Annotated in this window: 15 protein-coding genes and 1 pseudogene; 6 read left to right on the forward strand and 10 right to left on the reverse strand. The window is 50.2% G+C overall.

Going from position 1 to position 18,762, the window contains the following annotated elements:
• Positions 1 to 135: 135 nt before the first annotated feature.
• The 3 genes and pseudogenes from IPH19_00865 to IPH19_00875 all read left to right on the forward strand — a co-directional run bounded on the left by IPH19_00865 (position 136) and on the right by IPH19_00875 (position 3,584).
• Positions 136 to 498, forward strand: a pseudogene (locus IPH19_00865) (vitamin B12-dependent ribonucleotide reductase).
• A gap of 138 nt (positions 499 to 636) precedes the next feature.
• Positions 637 to 1,602: a ribonucleotide-diphosphate reductase subunit beta gene (locus IPH19_00870; protein ID QQR61002.1), complete on the forward strand. Its 966-nt coding sequence runs from the start codon at positions 637 to 639 to the stop codon at positions 1,600 to 1,602.
• A gap of 74 nt (positions 1,603 to 1,676) precedes the next feature.
• A complete protein-coding gene (locus tag IPH19_00875; protein ID QQR61003.1) occupies positions 1,677 to 3,584 on the forward strand; it encodes a ribonucleoside-diphosphate reductase subunit alpha in 1,908 nt (635 codons plus the stop codon).
• A 41-nt stretch (positions 3,585 to 3,625) separates the two neighbouring features.
• Here IPH19_00875 and IPH19_00880 read toward each other — a convergent pair whose 3' ends face one another.
• On the reverse strand, positions 3,626 to 5,149 hold the full coding sequence (locus IPH19_00880) for a hypothetical protein (GenBank protein QQR61004.1): 1,524 nt from the start codon (positions 5,147 to 5,149) through the stop codon (positions 3,626 to 3,628).
• A 67-nt stretch (positions 5,150 to 5,216) separates the two neighbouring features.
• The gene (locus IPH19_00885; protein QQR61005.1) at positions 5,217 to 5,543 is read right to left on the reverse strand and encodes a hypothetical protein; all 327 of its coding nucleotides are present in this window, start codon (positions 5,541 to 5,543) and stop codon (positions 5,217 to 5,219) included.
• A gap of 87 nt (positions 5,544 to 5,630) precedes the next feature.
• Between IPH19_00885 and IPH19_00890 the strand changes: the two genes are divergently transcribed.
• Both IPH19_00890 and IPH19_00895 read left to right on the forward strand, forming a co-directional pair.
• The gene (locus IPH19_00890) at positions 5,631 to 6,677 is read left to right on the forward strand and encodes a DNA recombination protein RmuC (protein QQR61006.1); all 1,047 of its coding nucleotides are present in this window, start codon (positions 5,631 to 5,633) and stop codon (positions 6,675 to 6,677) included.
• A 3-nt stretch (positions 6,678 to 6,680) separates the two neighbouring features.
• A complete protein-coding gene (locus tag IPH19_00895; protein ID QQR61007.1) occupies positions 6,681 to 7,310 on the forward strand; it encodes a YdcF family protein in 630 nt (209 codons plus the stop codon).
• Positions 7,311 to 7,639: 329 nt separating this feature from the next.
• Here IPH19_00895 and IPH19_00900 read toward each other — a convergent pair whose 3' ends face one another.
• Positions 7,640 to 8,794 (reverse strand): rhodanese-like domain-containing protein, encoded by a 1,155-nt coding sequence (locus IPH19_00900; protein ID QQR61008.1) that lies wholly within the window; start codon positions 8,792 to 8,794, stop codon positions 7,640 to 7,642.
• A 7-nt stretch (positions 8,795 to 8,801) separates the two neighbouring features.
• Between IPH19_00900 and IPH19_00905 the strand changes: the two genes are divergently transcribed.
• Positions 8,802 to 10,415: a hypothetical protein gene (locus IPH19_00905; protein QQR61009.1), complete on the forward strand. Its 1,614-nt coding sequence runs from the start codon at positions 8,802 to 8,804 to the stop codon at positions 10,413 to 10,415.
• A gap of 208 nt (positions 10,416 to 10,623) precedes the next feature.
• Here IPH19_00905 and IPH19_00910 read toward each other — a convergent pair whose 3' ends face one another.
• The 7 genes from IPH19_00910 to mrdA form a co-directional block, all read right to left on the reverse strand.
• Positions 10,624 to 11,451 carry a hypothetical protein gene (locus IPH19_00910; GenBank protein QQR61010.1) on the reverse strand — a complete coding sequence of 276 codons (828 nt, stop codon included), beginning with the start codon at positions 11,449 to 11,451 and terminating at the stop codon, positions 10,624 to 10,626.
• A gap of 6 nt (positions 11,452 to 11,457) precedes the next feature.
• Positions 11,458 to 12,360 (reverse strand): D-alanine--D-alanine ligase, encoded by a 903-nt coding sequence (locus IPH19_00915; protein ID QQR61011.1) that lies wholly within the window; start codon positions 12,358 to 12,360, stop codon positions 11,458 to 11,460.
• 4 nt (positions 12,361 to 12,364) lie between these two features.
• Positions 12,365 to 13,492 carry an alanine racemase gene (gene alr / locus IPH19_00920; protein QQR61012.1) on the reverse strand — a complete coding sequence of 376 codons (1,128 nt, stop codon included), beginning with the start codon at positions 13,490 to 13,492 and terminating at the stop codon, positions 12,365 to 12,367.
• 2 nt (positions 13,493 to 13,494) lie between these two features.
• Positions 13,495 to 14,763, reverse strand: coding sequence for a serine--tRNA ligase (serS, locus tag IPH19_00925; GenBank protein QQR61013.1), 1,269 nt, complete (start codon positions 14,761 to 14,763; stop codon positions 13,495 to 13,497).
• A gap of 1 nt (position 14,764) precedes the next feature.
• On the reverse strand, positions 14,765 to 16,303 hold the full coding sequence (gene lysS / locus IPH19_00930) for a lysine--tRNA ligase (protein ID QQR61014.1): 1,539 nt from the start codon (positions 16,301 to 16,303) through the stop codon (positions 14,765 to 14,767).
• 12 nt (positions 16,304 to 16,315) lie between these two features.
• Positions 16,316 to 16,774, reverse strand: coding sequence for a transcription elongation factor GreA (greA, locus tag IPH19_00935; GenBank protein ID QQR61015.1), 459 nt, complete (start codon positions 16,772 to 16,774; stop codon positions 16,316 to 16,318).
• Between the two features lie 106 nt (positions 16,775 to 16,880).
• Positions 16,881 to 18,761 (reverse strand): penicillin-binding protein 2, encoded by a 1,881-nt coding sequence (gene mrdA / locus IPH19_00940; GenBank protein QQR61016.1) that lies wholly within the window; start codon positions 18,759 to 18,761, stop codon positions 16,881 to 16,883.
• Between the last annotated feature and the right edge of the window lies 1 nt (position 18,762).

Genomic DNA, 18,762 nt, shown 5'->3' on the forward strand with positions numbered 1-18,762 from the left:
TCGGACGGTGTGGGGGCCAAGCGGGTAGCCCATCGACAAATTCACTCGTGACCAATCCGGCCTTCCCGCCTGTTCCGGATCGGTGGTTTTCATTCTCTTTCTTTTATGACCACACCGATCACTACCGCCACTGGCGAGGCCTTTGTGCCGCGCCGCCGCCGTCTACCGGATGAGCGCAAAGCGATTACGCATAAATTCCAAATCGGTCCTTGCGAAGGCTATATTACGGTTGGCTTGTATGAAGATGGACAGCCGGGAGAAATTTTTATCACCTTATCAAAAGACGGCGCGCAGAATGGCGGCCTCGTCGACTCTTTTGCAACCGCGATCTCGCTCGGCCTCCAGTACGGAGTTCCGCTGAAGGTTTTGGTAAACAAGTTCTCGCATGCCCGTTATGAGCCATCGGGCCCGACGCAGAACCCGAATATCCCGAATGCCAAATCGGTGGTCGATTATATTTTTCGCTGGCTCGCCCTTAAGTTTTTGACACCGGAAGAGCGTCAGTCTGTTGGCTTGTATCAGGAACCAGGACAGACGGCGCAAGTACAACCGATGTATAACGCCATGCCGGGAATGATGAACAATCAGTCCTTCCTCTCGCGCATTGACCAACAGGGCTAATCTGGATCTCCTTTTATGAGTTCCCAGCTCTTTGGCGCAAGCCCCATCCTCACGTATCGACCGTTTTATCGACCGTTTGAATACCCGGTATTCTTTGAGTTTTTCCAGAAGCAAAACCAAGCGCACTGGCTACCGATTGAAGTGCCGATGGAATCGGATATTTCCGATTTCCGTTTCAAGCTGACACCAGAAGAAAAAAATCTTGTCATCCAGATTTTGCGCTTCTTTACGCAGGGCGATATCGAGGTCAACAATAATTACAACTCAAAATTGATTCCGAGCTTTCCAAAACCGGAAATCAAAATGATGCTGTCCGCGTTCGCAGCGATGGAGAGCGTTCATGTATGGGCCTATTCCTATCTGAATGATTCCCTCGGACTTCCCGAAAAGGAATACAGCGCTTTCCTCGAGTTTGAAGCGATGCGTAACAAATATCAGTACATTCAAACATTTAATGTACGGGATGTATCGGAACTCGCAGTAAATTTGGCCGTGTTTGGAGCCTTCATGGAAGGCGTGAGCTTGTTTTCAAGCTTTGCGATTTTGATGAATTTCCCACGGCTCGGAAAATTGAAAGGCGTCGGACAAATTGTCACCTGGAGCATTCGCGATGAAACGCTTCATAGCCAGGAAGTCTGCGATCCATTCCGCAAGCTCGTGAATGAAAACAAACATATTTGGACACAGGAATTGAAAAGTACGCTCTACAAAGCATGCGACGACATGGTGAAACTGGAAGATCATTTCATCGACACCTGCTTCTCCATGGGAGCAGTAGCCGGACTCAAGCCAGAGGATGTGAAGCAGTACATTCGTTACACGGCCGACAAGAAACTCAATGATCTTGGACTCGATAAGGTGTACAATGTGACGAATCCGCTCGCTTGGCTCGATGTCATGACCAATGCCAAGGAACACACCAACTTCTTTGAGAATCGAGCGACGGAATATGCCAAGGGTGCGGTCGTAGCAGATTGGTAGAGGATGTCATGAACACGCATCATCATCACGTATCATTACTGAAAACCGAAAACTAAAAACTACCCTCGAACCTTATGGCAACTTACGCCAGCGTCATCGACGCGCTTTCACAGAATGACCTCGCCGCTGCCCGCGATCTTTTGATGGCGGATATTGATAAAGACACTGCCGGCAAAGGCAGCTGGGATAGCCCGCATTACACGACGGATAAAACCATTCAGCAGGGGATCCGCGTTACTCGCGAGCATGAGCATCTCATGACCTACTTTGGTCTTGAAAACTTGCGCGACCGCTATTTCTTGCGCAATGGAGAGGGAAATATCGTTGAGAATTTGCAGATGTTTTACTCGCGCGTAGCGACCGGTCTTGCGCGTGGCGATGCAGGACTCGCTCAACGATTGTACGACTACATGTCGAAGGCTTGGTATGTACCGGCAACGCCGACGATGATGAATATCGGAACCAAGAAAGGTTTGCCGATTTCCTGCTTCCTCAACACGGTCCCGGATACGTTGGAAGGGATTTTTGATATCTATCGCGAGAACGCGTTCCTCGCCAAATACGGCGGTGGTATTGGAACGGACTGGTCGCAGCTGCGCGGACAGAATGCCCAGCTCCAGGCTTCCGGTCTCAAGTCTTCCGGCGTTATTCCGTTCTTGAAGATCATGGACTCGGAGACGCTCGCCATTTCACGCAACTCGCATCGACGCGGAGCTGCGGCGGCTTATCTGCGTATCGATCACCCGGATATCGAGGACTTTTTGGAAATTCGTAAGCCGACCGGAGGCGACATCGACCGTAAATGCCTTAACCTCAATAACGGCATCGTGATTACGGATGAATTCATGAAGGCCGTTGAGGAGAATCGTGATTATGATTTGGTTGATCCACACTACAAAGTTGTAACCAAAAAACTGAATGCGCTCGATATTTGGCGCAAAATTTTGATGATGCGCGCAGAGACAGGGGAGCCGTATCTCTTGTTTATCGATACGGTTAACAAAGCTGTTCCCCAGCATCACAAGGATTTGGGTCTTTGGGTGCGCCAAAGCAACCTGTGTACCGAGATTGTTTTGCCGACCAACTCAGAACGTACGGCCGTGTGCTGCTTGGGCAACCTCAATATCGAAAAGTACGATGAGTGGAAAGATCAGATCGCCCAGATCACGCAGGACTGTGTTACGGGGCTCGATAATAACCTTGAAGCGTTTATCGATCTTGCGGATCCGGTTGAGTTCAAGAAATCCATTAACTCCGTGAAACATGAACGTTCGATCGGTTTGGGCGCCATGGGTTATCACGGTTACTTGATGAGCAAGATGGTGCCGTTTGAAAGCTTGCTTGCGCGCCAGATGAACAAAGAGATTTTTGAGAATATCCAGAAGCATGCGCATGCCGCGTCCGAAAAACTCGGGAAAGACCGCGGATTACCTCTTGATGGAGGTGTGCGACGCAATACGTATGTTACGAGCGTGCAGCCGACAGCGTCGACGAGTTTTATCTGTAATGAAGCGACGCCGTCGATCGAACCGATCTCTGGTAACGCATTCTTGCAAAAAACACTCTCTGGAAGCTTTTTGTACAAGAACAAGTACTTGGAGCGCTTGCTTGAGACAAAAGGCAAGAACACGATCGAGGTTTGGAAGAAGGTTATCGCTGACAAGGGAAGCGTCATGAACTTGGACTGTCTCGATGAAGAAGAGAAGAAAGTCTTCCGCACGCCTTACGAGATGAACATGCGTGAACTCGTGCAGCAAGCCGCGGATCGCCAACCGTATATCGACCAGGCGCAGTCGCTCAACCTGTTCTTCCCGACACCGATTTCTGGCAAGTATTTGCACGAGGTGCACTTGCTCGCTTGGAAGCTGGGCGTGAAGTCTCTGTACTATGTTCGTTCTGCTGCTCCGATTCAGGCAGAATCGATCGATGTACAATCCGTGAAGCGCGATGTTGCGACAGAGGAGTGCGCCGTTTGCCAATAAGATAAATAAAAAAAGCTCCGATGCATCGGAGCTTTTTTTATTTATTGAACCTCGAATTCTACTTGAGCGATATTGGTCTTCTCCCCCTGAGCCTCGCCTTGGGCGTAGAGAGTGTATTTGCCAGGAGCGAGGTCCGTCAGGATTACTCCGCTTAAATATTCAGGAGCTACCTGATCAAGCGATTGATTATTCAAGCTATAGCGGAAGACGTACTCTCGCTGTTCAAACGTATTCCAAAATACCATGTATTGAACCTTGCCCGTATTTGGATCAATGAGGCGATTTGGAGCCGTAGGAATCGTCAGAGAGACGATCTCAAAAGGATATTCGATCGTAGCGCTTTCCTCGCCCTTGGAGTCAATATATTTTGCTTCAATCGTATGCTTTCCGAGAGGCAAGGAAACCATGACGTAGTAGTTGGGCAATGGCTCGCTTGAGCCAGGCATCATGATTCCGGAAGTTCCCGTGTCCTTGAACTCGCCCTGCTTGTCGATGCGATAGAAAAATTTCTTCACGAGCTCTGTGGGAGTAAAAGTGATCGTGGAAGATTTATTGCTGGTCGTTACAGAAATCTTGAGGGGAGCGTCGATCATCCCGCCCAGGATTCCTTCCATCAGCTTCAGCTCGCTCTTAACCCACTCTAATCCTTCCTCAGCTGTTTTTTTATCGACGTAGTACTTTGAGAAGCCTTCTGTTTTTTGACTCTCCTGGAGCGCTTGTAGCGCCTCACGCTCTTTGCGTCGATCATCATTCGTTTGAAGACCGGCTTCGCTGAACGCGTATTGTTTTGCGAGATAAAAATAGGCCGGAGCAAATTCTGGACGCGATTTGGTAAGAGCCGTGAGTAATGTGATGCGATCAGCACGATCTTCTTTTGCTATGATATATGCGAGAGAGGCTGCCGGATTATCCGGGTATGAATCCCGCAGTTCGCCCATGAGTACGCGGGCGGATGATGGGCCCTCCAGATTCTTCAGGATTAATGCGTAGGAGAAAAATGGATCAACGTAAGAAAGACCGGATTTAAAATAAGCTTCGTAAGATTTTTTTGCTTCTACTAAGTTTCCGTTCAGTTCATGGATGCGGGCATTGTGATAGTGGTCGTTGGATGTTTTGGGCGAGGCAATGAGTCCGGCGCTTCCGCTGTCGATCTGCTCAATCTTGCTGAGCACTGTATCGATTTTGGATTCGATACGGTCCAGTTTTCCAAAGAGACGCTCTTGCCAATCGCCAATACTGGGCACCGCAGACGCAGCTAAACCGCGCTCAGGAGTGAGTGCAAAAATTGGCAACATGATCAGCCAAAAAACACTGGCAAGAACACTGATCGCAAAGACCATGCCAGATCTTGTTTGTAGGATCTCATCGAGATTTCCATGGCGCGCTTGCTTTCGGACAACAAAGATCCATAAGCCAGCGGCGCAGAGTGCACAGAGAATGAAAAAGTAGGGGACTAGGTTGAGATATGGCTTTACGAAATCGGAGAAAAATCCGACAGCCGTTGCAAACAATCCAGCTGGTCCAGCGGCTGCGTATAGCGATTTCTTGATGACTATTTTATCCATATTGATATACATCCTACATGTGTAAGCAGAATAGAAAAAACCCCAAGGTTGTCCTTGGGGTTTCCCTCTACTCTTCCATGTCGTCGACCATGGTCGGAGACTCTTCTTCTTTCAGCTTTTCGGCGAGGAGTTCAAGCTCTTTGAGAGCGTCAACTTCTTCTTCCTCTTTTTTCTCGTCATCCGCGTCTTCGCCGTCAGCGGCGGCTACATCGAGAGCATCGCCTTTCACTTTAATATCCTCATCGTCTTCGTCCTCGTCTTCATCGTCCTTTTTCTTGTCATCGCCTGCAATGTGCATACCTAAAGCCGCGAGGTTTTCTGATTCCTCTTCATCCATGCCTGGCATGCCCTGCATATCGCGGTCCCAGCTGGATGGACCCGTGGAAAGATTCATACTCATAAGGTTTTAGCTTGTTTGCGTGAAGATAGCCGAGTTGATCGAGGTTTGCAAGAGGCGGACTGTGGGTTATGCTCTTACCCTATGGGAATCGACCCTACGCTGGTAGTTTTAGCTGTTATTGTCCTTGTCGGGTTTGGGCTTTTGGCCTGGCTCCTTTTACGGCAGGGGAAGGGACAAGCCGGGATTGACCCGCAGCTTTTGATCGTTCTTCAGCAACGTTTGGAGAACCTGGACCGTGATATGCGCGGCTCTTTAACGGAGAGCATGAAGCATCAGCAACAATCGAGCTATCAAATGACGAGTACGGTACGCGATGTCGCCGAGCGCTTGGTCAAAATCGAGGAAACAAACAAACAAGTGCTGAATTTTTCAGGTCAGCTTGAAAATTTACAGCGCATTCTTACCAATCCAAAACAGCGCGGTATTTTGGGCGAATATTATTTGGAAACGATTTTGAAAACCATTTTTGCGCCGGATCAGTACCAGATGCAGTACGCGTTTAAAGATGGGGAGATCGTCGACGCGGCGATTTTTATTCAGGACAAGATTGTTCCGGTTGATTCCAAATTCTCACTTGAAAATTATAATCGATTGGCGGCGGCGGAAGATCCGATCGATCGTGCTGCATACGAGAAGGCTTTCGTGAACGATTTGAAGATGCGTATCAAGGAAACGGGCAAATATATCCGTCCAGAGGAAGGGACGATGGACTTTGCTTTCATGTTTATTCCGCATGAAGCCATCTACTACGATTTGCTGATCAATAAAATTGGTGAAGTGGGGGAGGATACAGAGAGCTTGATCCAGCGTGCGGCTACGAAATATCATGTTATTATCGTTTCGCCGACCAGTTTTACGGCGTATCTGCAAACGGTGTTACAAGGTTTACGAGCCATGAAGATTGAAGAGCAGGCAAAAGAGATTCGCCAGCGTGTTGATGAGCTTGGGAAGCATTTGGCTGCGTATCAGGAAAAACATGACGCCGTTGGACGCGCCCTCGGTACAGCGGTGAACCAGTACAATCTTTCCGGTAAAGAGTTTTCGAAGCTCGATAAGGACGTTTTGCGTATCACGGGGGAGAGTGCTGGAGCAAATCCGCTCATGATCGATAAGCCGGAGGAAATGTAACCCATGAATACTTGGATTCGACGCTTTGGATACGGTTTACTTGCTCTGGTCCTGGGAGCGACACTTTTTATCGCTTCTGTTGTTACCTTTGTACAAGTGAGTCGGATCGGGGAAATTGATCGAGATCAGATGAAGGCTCCCTACGCCATCGTGCTCGGAGCGAGCGTTAAACAGGATGGGACACCGTCGGATGCGCTCTATGACCGCATCGTGACCGCTGTAGAGCTCTATAACGATAAGCAGGTCGAGAAGCTGCTCATGACAGGGGATGACGGAAAATTCCACACCAATGAAGTCGAGGTGATGAAAAAGGCGGCGATGGAGCTCGGAGTGCCGCAAGCAGCGATCGATGTTGATGGGGAGGGCTATCGTACGTATGAAAGCTGTAAGCGCGCGAAACAAGTTTTACATATCAATGAAGCTATCATCGTCACCCAGCGCTTTCATTTAGGGAGAGCGATGTATCTCTGTGATCGATTTGGTATTACTACGCAGGGCAGATCTGCGGATCGACAGTCATATCAGCGCATTCTGTTTTTTTGGGCGCGTGATCTGACGGCGAGTTTCAAGGCTTGGTGGGATATCAATGTTCAGGAGCCAAAGCCGCCAGTAGATGCGAGTGAACGCGATTAACAAGAACGCCCCGCCGGACAGAATGTCAGCGGGGCGTTTAGTTTCGTCAGGCTCATCGGACAGGCTTGAGCGAGTAGTAGACCTCGTAAAAGCGGTCGCAGATCAGCTTGGCGCGGTTGCGTACACGGATGAGAGTGCGTTTGATCTTGTGACGCAGCATGTCAGCACCGTGCCCAGGAGAACAGACGGGATAGGAGATCGAACAGCTCGAGCAGCGGAGCCGTGAGGATCGTGAGCCACATTTCCGTGGCAGGACCAAAAGTAGTGACCTCGTCTTCCATGTAGCACCTCAAAATCGAAGCTAACACTCTGTAGGCCGATTTTCAAGCTTAAGGCTGTGATGGGTAGCCGGAACGTTTCCAGAGCTCGAGATCGCGGAACGGCTCATCAAAGGTCCAGCCGAGGCGGGATAATCTGACACCGAGAATGCGGCCGTAGAAACAATCGACGTATTCCGAGCAGGTGACAATCAAAATTTTTCTATTTGGATTGAGGAGGGCGATTGAAGATGAGACGGCCGAGGTCGGCATGTATTTGATCGGGATATTGATCGCGCCTGGAAGATGGAATTTGTTAAACAATTCTGGATCACGCGTATCGACAATGGTTGCCCCTTGGTCAAATCGGCGCTTGGTCTCGGGGAAACTTACGTAATTAAAATTGGTGAAACGATCTGACCAGCGATCATCGCCATGCCAGGGGAGACCGGAATCGATCCAGCCTGGGTCGCCATTTGGGATACCTTGGATCGGCTCACCTTGAAGACCGCCTTTGATAGCAAAGGCACGTGGAAAGCCGTTCGCTCGTAGCAAAGTCGTGATTTCTTCTCCGCGCTTGGAAGTCCAGCAGAGCACAAGAATATCGCGGTCTTTTGGAAGGAGGTTGGGGAGATCGTGCAGGAGATCGCCGTAACGAATGTCCGTTGTTGTAGCAGCGACATAGCCGATTTCATGCTCTTCAGGCTCACGAACATCCAACACAAAAATACGATCTGACCAGCGAGGTTCAGCCACCACCTGTTTCAAAATCGCCGTAGGAACAAGTTTCGTGGAGGATGAGACGCGCGTAGAAATAAGATCGTGCGTGCCGACATCCACCGTTGGGGGAGGAATATTTATGAGCGGCTGCGTGAAGGTTGCGTTATTAATGCGGTCTTGGGCTTTCTTGGTATCAGCATCAAGTGCCGCGGCGATTTCTTTTTGCATCACATCATATTGCGACCAAGCGATGTAGCCGATACCGCAAACAAGTACGATGAATCCGAGGGTGAAGATGGAGAACGTGATACGTCGATCGCGCGGAGAAGCTGAGTCAACTTTGCGCTTGATCCAAGAGCCCATGATCGCGAATCCAGCTGATGCAAAACCGACCATCGTTGCAAACCAAGCAAGAGCAGGACCGAGAATATCTCCGGCAGGAATGGCAAAAGCCGGAAAAGGCAGGATCAGAGCCAAGAGGACAAGTGCGGGGATCGGGGATACCATGGTCTGCATGATACAGAACATCGGTTCCCTACCGCCAGGGAATAGGGCTGGCGGTAAAGCCTCTGGTCTCGATTTGCTGATAAAAAATGGCATACCTGTTCCAACGGCTTGGGTTCTTAGCCATGACGATATCGCTCACCTGAAATTGAAGCCGGGGAGATATGCTGTTCGTAGCTCGGCAGAGGCGGAAGATGGGTGCGAGACGAGCTTTGCCGGGCAATTTGAAAGTCGTATCCGTGTTGAAGCCAGAGATGTGCCCAAAGCCGTCGAGGAGCTCGTTAAGCACGCGGCTATGGTGATTGGAGCTGATCGATTCTCGATCATCGTTCAGGATTGGGTTGAGTCGAAGGTTTCTGGTGTAGCGTTCTCACAGCATCCAACAAAAGATATGCCAGGAGTAATGGTCATCGATGCTGTTACCGGGTCGAATGAAAAACTGATGTCTGGCGAGATAAATGCCGTTCGAGCTTATGCTTGGGAGGATGTTCAGCTTGTTCCGGATTCGTATCCATTACCAGAAAATGTTTTAACAGAGCTAAAAACATCTATTTTACAAATTGCGACACTTATCAACTCACCTGCTGACATTGAGTGGGCTTGGGATGGTCAAAAACTCTGGATTCTTCAGGCGAGACCCATCACAAGACTTCCTGCGGCAGATTCTCTCGATCATGAAGAGGCGCGAGTCATGCGACTCTTTGCTTACCGACCTGAACTTGTTCTTGATCGAAATGATTTTGCCGAGTCCGCTCCCCGGCCGGATGAAAAAACATTTCAAATGATTCGTGGCTTGTATCGCGAGCAAGGTGCGTTTCATCGTGCTGCTATCGAACTTGGTCTCGATTATAACGTCGAATATGCAGCTGAGTATTTTCAATTAGTGTTTGGTTGGCTGTATTCGGATGCTTCAAGACAACCTGTTCGGACTCCGCGTGGATTTTTTTCTGGCATCAAATCCGTATTTCGACTGTCTTCCGAGTTAGAACGCTTTGCTCGTGAGTATTATTCCACGTTGAATGATTCGGATCCGGAAAAGTCGTATGCCAAGGCCTCAATACTCGCTCAGTTTGCGCAGAAGCAATCATCGCGACCAATTCCGGCTGATATTTGGGCTTTGCGCTCAGCATCGAAACGCACTGCGTGGAAAGAACCAAAGACCGTAGGCGAGCTGTATGCCGTCTTACGTGAAGATACGAAATTTGCATCGTACACGCAGTCGTCAGGAGAAATGATCGAACTGCCAATCGTGATCACGAAGAGGGATGCGTTGGATCTCCGCTCCGCAGTTACCGTTTCTGACGGACTCAGAGGCCAGGGTGTATCGGAAGGCTTGGTTGAAGGTATCAGTATACCCCTCAAATCGTCCCAGAGGCTTATAGAGGCTCGCATTCTTATCGTATCAGCGCTTACACCAGAATGGTTTCCTTTTTTGGATAAAAACGTATTAGGGATCGTTTCTGAGACGGGCAGCTCCATGAGCCACGGAGCCATCCAGTGTCGAGAGAGGGGGATACCAGCGATTTTTGGCGTTCAAGGAGCTATGAAGCGTTTAAGCGATGGAACGAAAATCCGGATCGATGGAAAACGAGGAATGATAAAAATTTTGTCGTCGAATGAGTAGAGGAGTCTGTGTAGCAATTACGTGCAATATTTCGTTATTACGAGTGTCGGGAAATCGGATCGGAAAAATTATTTTGGACGCAGGGGAGGAGAGTGGATAAAAGCTCAATGTTTACCGAAGCTCTAAACCTATGCGTCGTACAATATATCTTATACGTCGCATGGGAGGATTCAATCAGCGTTCTAGCCAAATCGATTCTTAAGCTGATTTATTGTTCCTTCAGATAAACACGTCCTGGAACTCGTACATCTACGTAATCCAACGGCTTTAGTCCTGGCGGCTTTGTTTTAATAAATCCTAGGTATGTCTTTACCTGTAAATCTAACGGCGCGGTTATATCCATTAATACGTCGTAACCCTCATGGCTTAGGACCTTAAATAAGGTGCTAGAGGCTGTTGGAGGTTCAACTTCTCGGTATTGGAGCTTATAGGACTTCAGGTCTTCAGCCAGCTTAATCCATTCCTTGGCGCGTCTGGCGTCCGTTAAAATCGTTCCTTTGGCGATGTCGTAATCCAAATCGGTTTTAATGATTGGCGGATCGTCATTTGTCGCCAGTTGTTGGCCAAGCAGACGAGCTTGCGCATTCTTGCGCTCATCAATGGTTAACTCTTCTGTAGCGACACCTTGGATATCGACCCAGAAATATTGCTTGTGCGAATGGTAGATCACCTTCTTGGACCTCTCCTCTATCGAGAGTCGTAAAACGTTGTTATATGACTTATCCACAATCACATTCGCCACAAATAAACGATCCTTAAGTTCTTGTGACAAAGCTTTTTCATCGACAAACCAGGCATGTCTGGCTGGCCAAGGCCGCCACTCTCCCCTGTTATCGAGGCTTTGGAAGACTTCTCTTGTCACTTCTACCGGATCAATGGTCTTCACTCCCCTCACCTCGATCTCGTTGATCGTAAATGCGTCGCTCATGAAGAGGACATACGGCCAGCCGATACACGCAACAGATCCCAACATCAAAAAAACCGCATTGCGCTTGGAGAAACGCTGTTGGCGCAGGGCGCGGTTAATGTCAGACATAATTAATTATTTCATCGCCAACCGGATCATTTGGTCGAGAAGCTTGGGGAATGATAAGCCGAAGGTTTTAGCCGCCAATGGAAGCAGTGAGGTTTCCGTCATGCCTGGAAGCGTGTTGGTTTCAAGAACCTCAATCCCTTTTGAACCCCAGATCATGTCCGTACGCGAGTAACCCCGACATCCAAGTGCTTTATGAGCCTTTAAAGCCAGCTGCTGGGCTTTTTTGGTGACAGCCAAAGGAATTGGCGCGGGGCAGATTTCATCGCTCATTCCAGGCGTATATTTGGCCTCAAAGTCGAAGAAGGCTTTTTTGGGGATGATCTCGATGACAGGGAGCGCTTCATCGCCAAGAACACCTACCGTGAGCTCGCGTCCTTCACGAAACGCCTCGATCAAACAGGAACCTTCTTTTTTGATTCTTGCTTCAATAAGTTTCTTCCATTTAGCTTTGGCTGGATTAACGGTTACACCGACACTCGAACCATCAGCATTAGGCTTGATCACGATGTGCTTACCGAGCTTTTTCTGGATAAGCGAAATATCCGCACGCTCAACCATGAGCGATGGCGGAGTTGGGATCCCGTTTTCACGATAAATCATCTTGCTACGATCCTTATCCATGGCGAGTGCGGAAGCCATGACACCGGAGCCGGTACAAGGAATCTCCAACCACTCAAGCAAACCTTGAATAGCCCCGTCTTCACCACCGCGTCCGTGGAGCGCGTTGAAGGCTACGTCGATTTTTCCGGCTCTTGCATCTTTGATGAGACGCATTAGTTGGCTCTTGGGATCGTAGGTGGTTACACGGTAGCGTTTGCGGTCCAAATTCTTAACGATTTGCTGGCCGGATTTCAAAGAAATCTCCCGCTCATTGGAGATTCCACCGAGCAAAACTGCTACACGGATCATGACCCTATTTTACCACGATTCTGGGGATTTCCGGATTCAATCTCGCGACAATCTCGTAGTTAATCGTACCGGCCAAATCAGCCATTTCTTCTGCACTTATCGATTGCTTTCCTTGTGATCCGATCAAGACAGCTTCTGACTCAGGCCCGATAATCTTTAAGCCCGTTACATCGACCATCGCCATATTCATACAGACACGTCCCATGACTTTGCAGCGTTTACCGCAGATCAAAACCTGGCCCTGACGCGACATACCGACGCGGTCGAATCCGTCTGCGTAACCGATGGGTAATACGGCGACCTGACCATCTCGCGGCATCTTCTCGGTTAATCCGTAGCTGATCGGCGTTCCTTTTTTTACGGACTTCACTTGCGCGACAATTGATTTCCAGGATAGTGCCGGCCGTAATTCGAACCCACGACGCGTGACGCGTGACGCGTGACGCGTGGTCTCCGCTGGCCAGAGGCCGTACATAGCGATACCGACACGCAAAAGATTGAAATGTGTGTCTGAGTACAAAATGGATGCGGCGCTAGAAGCTGTGTGTTTGAATTTTGGATCAATTTTGTGTTCTTTTAAAATAGCTAATGCTTTTTGAAATACATCAAGTTGGTGATCGGCGTAGGCTCGGGATTTGGTATCTTCGATGTTGGCGAAGTGTAGGAATGTTCCCTCGATTTCAATATTGGGATACTTCCCTATCAATCGGATCAGTGACGAAAGATCTTCAAGGCGCACGCCATCGCGTGTCAGACCCGTTTCAATCGGTAAATGAATCTTGGCTGCTCCCCTCCCCTTTCCCAGCGCTCTGATTGTTTCCGCGTTATAAGCAACGACAGAGATGTTATTTTTTACTGCATCGATCAAGCGGTGATTGGGTGTGTAGCCGAGCACGAGAATCGGTTTACGAATTCCAGAATGCCGGAGTGTGAGGGCTTCATCGATATGATCGACAGCGAACCAGTGCACCCCGCTTTTCGACAGGATACGAGAGCTTTCAACCAAGCCGTGGCCGTAAGCATTCGACTTTACGACCGCCATCACTTTGGCTTTTCCAGCAAGGTTCAAAAAGGCCTGCGCATTGTGGCGCAGGGCCGATTCTGAGACTTCAATCCAAGTCTTAGGATTCATGCTTAACCGATTTTATCGAATCCAGTGAATGGCACCAATACCTCCGGAATCGTGATGGAGCCATCCTCGTTTTGATGGTTTTCAAGTACGGCGATGAGTGCGCGAGCTAATGAAATCGCGGTTCCGTTCAAGGTGTGAGCGTAGTCGAGCGTACCGTCTTTGCGGCGTAATCGAACGTTGAGACGGCGAGCTTGGTAGTCCGTACAGTTGGAAGTCGATGTAACTTCACCGTAACCACCCTTCCCCTCTCCGCGGCCCCACATCCAGGCTTCAAGGTCGAACTTTCGATAAGCAGGGCCTCCGAGGTCGCCCGTGCAAATATCGACGACTTGATATGGAATGCCGAGCTTTTGGAATAGACGCTCCTCCAGACGCCGTAATTCCGCGTGCACGGCTTCCGATTGCTCTGGAGCACAGAAGACGAATAACTCGACTTTGGAGAACTGGTGGACGCGGTAGAGGCCGTAGGACTCGCGGCCGTAGGCACCAGCCTCGGTGCGGTAGCAATGTGAGATCCCGGCGAATTTAATTGGGAGCGAAGCTTCATCCAGAATTTCGTCCTTATGATAGCCGCCGAGCGTAATCTCGGCTGTGCCAATCAACGAAAGGTCCGAGTTTTCAATCGAGTATATCTGCGCTTCCGGGCCGCGCGGATTAAAGCCAACGCCGACAAGTACATCGTCCTTGGCGAGATCCGGCGTGCTCATCGGCATGTATCCTTCCGCAGCCATTTCTCGAATGGCCCAAGTGATCATCGCCTGCTCAAGGATCGCAAGCTTGCCCTTTAAAAAATAAAATTTTGCACCAGTGGTTTTGGCAGCACGTTCAAAGTCGATCAAGTCATGCATTTCAGCAAGCTCGACATGGGAACGCGGTTTCTCGAGTTTGCGGATTTCACCGACGGTATCGATCACTTTGTTGTCATCATCCGTTTTACCGATAGGAGCGTCCGGATGCGTGATGTTTGGCAGCTTCAACGCCTCTTCTCGCCAAGCCTTCTCCACCATTTCCAAATCGGATTCTTTCGCAGAAACATCTTCTTTGAGTTTTTTTCCGCGCTCGATCAAAGCAGGACGCGTATCCGGCGTTGCCGATTTCATCGCATCAGCCACTTCATTACGCTCTTTGCGCATCGCCTCGACCTCGCGCAATAAAACAAGACGGCCGGCGTCGAGCTCAAGCAGAGCATCGAGGTCTACGGAAACGCCGCGATTGGCAATATTTTGACGGACCGCGTCGATATTCTCGCGGACAAAGCGTATGTCGAGCATATTATTCTTCGTTATCAATCTTTACTTTGGGTTTCTGCAGCTCAGCTCCAATCTTCAGACTTGGTGCTGAAACTTGCGTCACAGGTCTGAGTGTTGGGAATAAAATCACTTCTTTGAGCGATGGAGCTCCGGTCAAAATCGCGACGAGACGATCGATACCCATGCCCATACCAGAAGTTGGCGGCATGCCGTGTTCAAGAGCCGTCAAAAACTCTTCATCCTTAGGCTGAGCTTCCTCGCTCCCCTCCTCAGAAAGTTTTTGCTGCTCGTCGAAGCGTGAGCGCTGGTCAATTGGATCATTCAGCTCGTAATAGTAAGCGTTGATGATTTCTGCGCCGTCGACGACGAGCTGAGCTGTTGCGCTCTTATCCGGATCTTCCGGACTACGGCCTGCAAGCGGCTTCATCGCTACCGGATACTCCAATACCCAAACCGGACCAGCGAGTTTGGCACGTGCGGTTTTCTTGTAGAGTTCGTCCAAGTGCTCACCCATGCCGACCAAGCCCTTGAAATCGACTTTGACTTTGGCCGCCTTCACTGCGGCCTTGAGAGCCGGAATATCTTTAATCTCATCGATATCAATGGATGTGGCTTGTTTGATCGCTTCACGGAAGGTGACGCGTGGCCATGGGCCGGTGAAATCGAGATCTCCGCTTTCACGCTTGATGATCGTCGATCCGAAGGCTCCTTTGAGCATGGCCGCTACCATCGACTCGATAAAGGTGATGAAAGGTTCTTTGCCAGCATAAGCCCAGTAGAGCTCGATCTGCGTGAATTCTGGATTGTGGCTATGGTCGATGCCTTCATTACGGAAGCAGCGCGCGATTTCATACACCTTCTCCATTCCGCCGATGACGAGCCGCTTCAAGAAAAGTTCCGGAGCGATACGGAGATAAAGATCGATGCCGAGCGCATTATGATGCGTGGTGAATGGTCGAGCTGCGGCGCCGCCTGCCAACGCTTGGAGAACAGGCGTCTCGACTTCAAGAAAACCGCTCTCGTCGAGGAAGGAGCGCATGGATGAAACGAGGCGCGAGCGGATGACAAAACGCTGACGTACATCCGGATTAGAGATGAGGTCGAGTTCACGCTGGCGGAAACGGATCTCTACATCGGACAAGCCATGCCATTTCTCAGGCAATGGAAGAAGCGCTTTAGACAAGATGCGCCAGTCTGCAATCAGCAACGACTTTTCACCTCGCTTGGTTAGAAAGGCTGCGCCGTGAGCTTCTACAAAATCTCCCGGGTCGATGCTGTCACGAAAAAGATTGAAAGCCTCGTTTAACGAGTCTTCTTTAAAGACAAGCTGGAGCTGGCCGCTTTCATCGCGGATATCCGCAAACATCATGCCGCCGTGAACACGGATCGTCATGATGCGTCCGGCGAGAACGACTGGTTCTGCGGATTTTACGAATGTCTCAAAATCCGAGAGCAGCTCCCCTACTTCATGGGTGCGCTCTGCGGTCTTTGGATATGGATCCATCCCCGCTTGGCGGAGGGCCTCCAGCTTTGTGAGACGTACATCTCGTTCCTCTGGCATACGGCCAAGAGTTTAACCGATGTGCTTGACCTCGTACACCGTCGTTCCGGCCGGGGTCTCAACTTCCACCTGATCGCCGACCTTGGAACCAAGCAGCGAGCGGCCGATCGGCGACTCGTTAGAGATCTTACCTGTGAGCGGATCTGCCTCGTTGGAACCGACAATCGTAAAGTTTTTTTCTTTGCCGTTCACTGAAACAGTCACGGTTGATCCGACGCGAACATTACTCGCATTCGCTTCCTGCTCGACGACGATAGCGTTCTTGAGCAAGTCCTCGATTTCCAAAATGCGTCCCTCGACAAAACCGAGAGCATCTTTTGCCTCGTGGTATTCTGCGTTTTCTGAAAGATCACCAAGGGATTTGGCAGCTTCAATGCGGTTGGCGAGCTCGCGGCGCTTAACCGTTTTGAGGTCTTTCAACTCGGCATTGAGCTTGGTCAGAAACTCGGGTGAGACGTATTGGGCAGACATAGTCTTTCGTTATTCTAAGATGTGGGAGAATGAAAAGCGGGTCCGCCGCAGCGGACACGCCAATTTATTTGAGCGTACCTGAGGACACTTCTAGCTGTCAATCTCCTTAGAAGGCTCCTCCCCGACTACGTCTAAGGTCCCACCAAGCCTGGAGAATCTTCTTAGCGACCGGGACAGAGACTGCAGAACCTTCACCACCTTCCTCCAGCAGCACCGTTACGACAATCTCCGGATTTTCCGATGGCGCGTAAGAGGTAAACCAGGCATGGAAGTTCTTTTCCGAGTGCCACTGGGCCGTACCCGTTTTTCCGGAAACAGGAACCGGCATGTCTGCTAAAGCGCGACCGGAGCCATAGGTCACATTCTCGCGCATGCCTTGCTGGACAACAGTAACAATATCCGCGTCAGCCAAACGATCTCCGGTTAGCGTCGAGGTCGGAGCGGCGTTTGGGAACTCGAGGCGAGGCGTGACTTTAAATCCGCCATTCGCTATCGCTGATGTATAGGCAGCCACTTGAACCGGCGTAACAAGCAAATCACCTTGTCCGATCGATAGGTTGTAGGTATCTCCTACGAACCAACGTTCGCCTTTGGTTTCTTCTTTCCATTTCTGACTTGGAACAAAACCACTTCCCTCCCCAGGCAAGTCGATACCGGTTTTGGAGCCGAGGCCGAAGCGTCGATACCAATCCGTTAAACGATCGACGCCGAGACCGACGAGCGACTCATATCCCCCGCCGACCGTGTAGAAAAACGTGTTGACCGACCAGGCGATGGCGCCACGAACATTCACAGAGCCATGACCGCCCGCTTTCCAGTCAGGAAAAAACCAAGGCCCAACACGGATACCACCAGAAGAAAAGATCGTTGTCGCCGGAGTAATGACACGCTCTGCGAGCGCAGCTGCCGCGACGACAATTTTTACGGTCGATCCAGATGGATAGGTACCTGCCCATGCGCGCGGAAAAAGCGGCTGATCCGGATTCTCAATCAATGCCTTATAGGCCGTTGATGATACTCCTCCAGAAAAATGGTTGTCGTCATATGATGGCCATGAGACGAGAGCAAGGATGGAACCATCGCGAGGATCCATTGCTACCACAGCGCCTTTTGTTACTTTAGCGCTTGTCAGGGCATCACGAAGCGCCCGCTCTGAAGCACGCTGAAGATCGAGATCGAGTGAGAGACGGACATCCGTGCCATCGACAGGAGGATGTTCACCGACAAGCGCCTTGATGCGGCCGCGGGCATCGACCTCGCTGGTTCGGGATCCCTTTTGTCCACGCAAAAGACTTTCATAAGAACGCTCCAGTCCGGTTTTTCCGATTTCATCGGCTCGCACATAACCGTTGCCACGATTGGCTGCGAGCTCATCTTGTGAGAGCTTTCCGACATAGCCAAGGACATGAGAGAGACTTTGGATTTCTCCGGAAAATGGATAACGGCGGCGGGCGGCGACTTGCAGATCAAAACCGGGAAGCTCAGGGAGAGCGATCGCAAAAGCCATTGCCTGTTCATAGGAAACGTTTTCTGAGATGGCGTATGTTTCATCACGCGCGGTAGAGGTTGCGGCTGCGAGCGATTGCAGATCAACAATCGAAAGACCAAGAATACGCGCTGCACGACCGAGGGCGGAATCCATTTCTTCTTGCGCACGCGGGAGCTCCAACGGTGTCAGCGTCACTTGGAAACGCGGAATATTATCGGCGAGAATACGGCCTTGGCGATCGCGGATGATGCCGCGGCGAGGTAAGATCGACTGTTCACGCAATCGGTTAGCTTCTGCTTTGCTGCGATATTCTGCGCCTTGAACAACCTGCATCCAGCTAGCGCGGAAACCGAGTCCGGCCAGGACCAGGATCGGAATACAAGCGGCAACAAAGAAACGGCGACGATGAAACACCCGGCCAACAAAAAGAGACTGACCGCGCACGGTCGTTGTTGATTCTTCAAACAGCACCTCATGCTGAAAATCTCTTCCACGCATA

This window comes from Candidatus Uhrbacteria bacterium, from assembly GCA_016699205.1.
GTDB lineage: Bacteria > Patescibacteriota > Patescibacteriia > 2-12-FULL-60-25 > 2-12-FULL-60-25 > CAIXDN01.

What these genes read in the sequence shown, in the direction of transcription:
- IPH19_00870 (QQR61002.1), top strand. Translation starts at nt 637, where the DNA reads ATGAGTTCCCAGCTCTTTGGCGCAAGCCCCATCCTCACGTATCGACCG.
- IPH19_00875 (QQR61003.1), top strand. Translation starts at nt 1,677, where the DNA reads ATGGCAACTTACGCCAGCGTCATCGACGCGCTTTCACAGAATGACCTC.
- IPH19_00880 (QQR61004.1), bottom strand. Translation starts at nt 5,149, where the DNA reads ATGGATAAAATAGTCATCAAGAAATCGCTATACGCAGCCGCTGGACCA.
- IPH19_00885 (QQR61005.1), bottom strand. Translation starts at nt 5,543, where the DNA reads ATGAATCTTTCCACGGGTCCATCCAGCTGGGACCGCGATATGCAGGGC.
- IPH19_00890 (QQR61006.1), top strand. Translation starts at nt 5,631, where the DNA reads ATGGGAATCGACCCTACGCTGGTAGTTTTAGCTGTTATTGTCCTTGTC.
- IPH19_00895 (QQR61007.1), top strand. Translation starts at nt 6,681, where the DNA reads ATGAATACTTGGATTCGACGCTTTGGATACGGTTTACTTGCTCTGGTC.
- IPH19_00900 (QQR61008.1), bottom strand. Translation starts at nt 8,794, where the DNA reads ATGGTATCCCCGATCCCCGCACTTGTCCTCTTGGCTCTGATCCTGCCT.
- IPH19_00905 (QQR61009.1), top strand. Translation starts at nt 8,802, where the DNA reads ATGATACAGAACATCGGTTCCCTACCGCCAGGGAATAGGGCTGGCGGT.
- IPH19_00910 (QQR61010.1), bottom strand. Translation starts at nt 11,451, where the DNA reads ATGTCTGACATTAACCGCGCCCTGCGCCAACAGCGTTTCTCCAAGCGC.
- IPH19_00915 (QQR61011.1), bottom strand. Translation starts at nt 12,360, where the DNA reads ATGATCCGTGTAGCAGTTTTGCTCGGTGGAATCTCCAATGAGCGGGAG.
- alr (QQR61012.1), bottom strand. Translation starts at nt 13,492, where the DNA reads ATGAATCCTAAGACTTGGATTGAAGTCTCAGAATCGGCCCTGCGCCAC.
- serS (QQR61013.1), bottom strand. Translation starts at nt 14,763, where the DNA reads ATGCTCGACATACGCTTTGTCCGCGAGAATATCGACGCGGTCCGTCAA.
- lysS (QQR61014.1), bottom strand. Translation starts at nt 16,303, where the DNA reads ATGCCAGAGGAACGAGATGTACGTCTCACAAAGCTGGAGGCCCTCCGC.
- greA (QQR61015.1), bottom strand. Translation starts at nt 16,774, where the DNA reads ATGTCTGCCCAATACGTCTCACCCGAGTTTCTGACCAAGCTCAATGCC.
- mrdA (QQR61016.1), bottom strand. Translation starts at nt 18,761, where the DNA reads ATGCGTGGAAGAGATTTTCAGCATGAGGTGCTGTTTGAAGAATCAACA.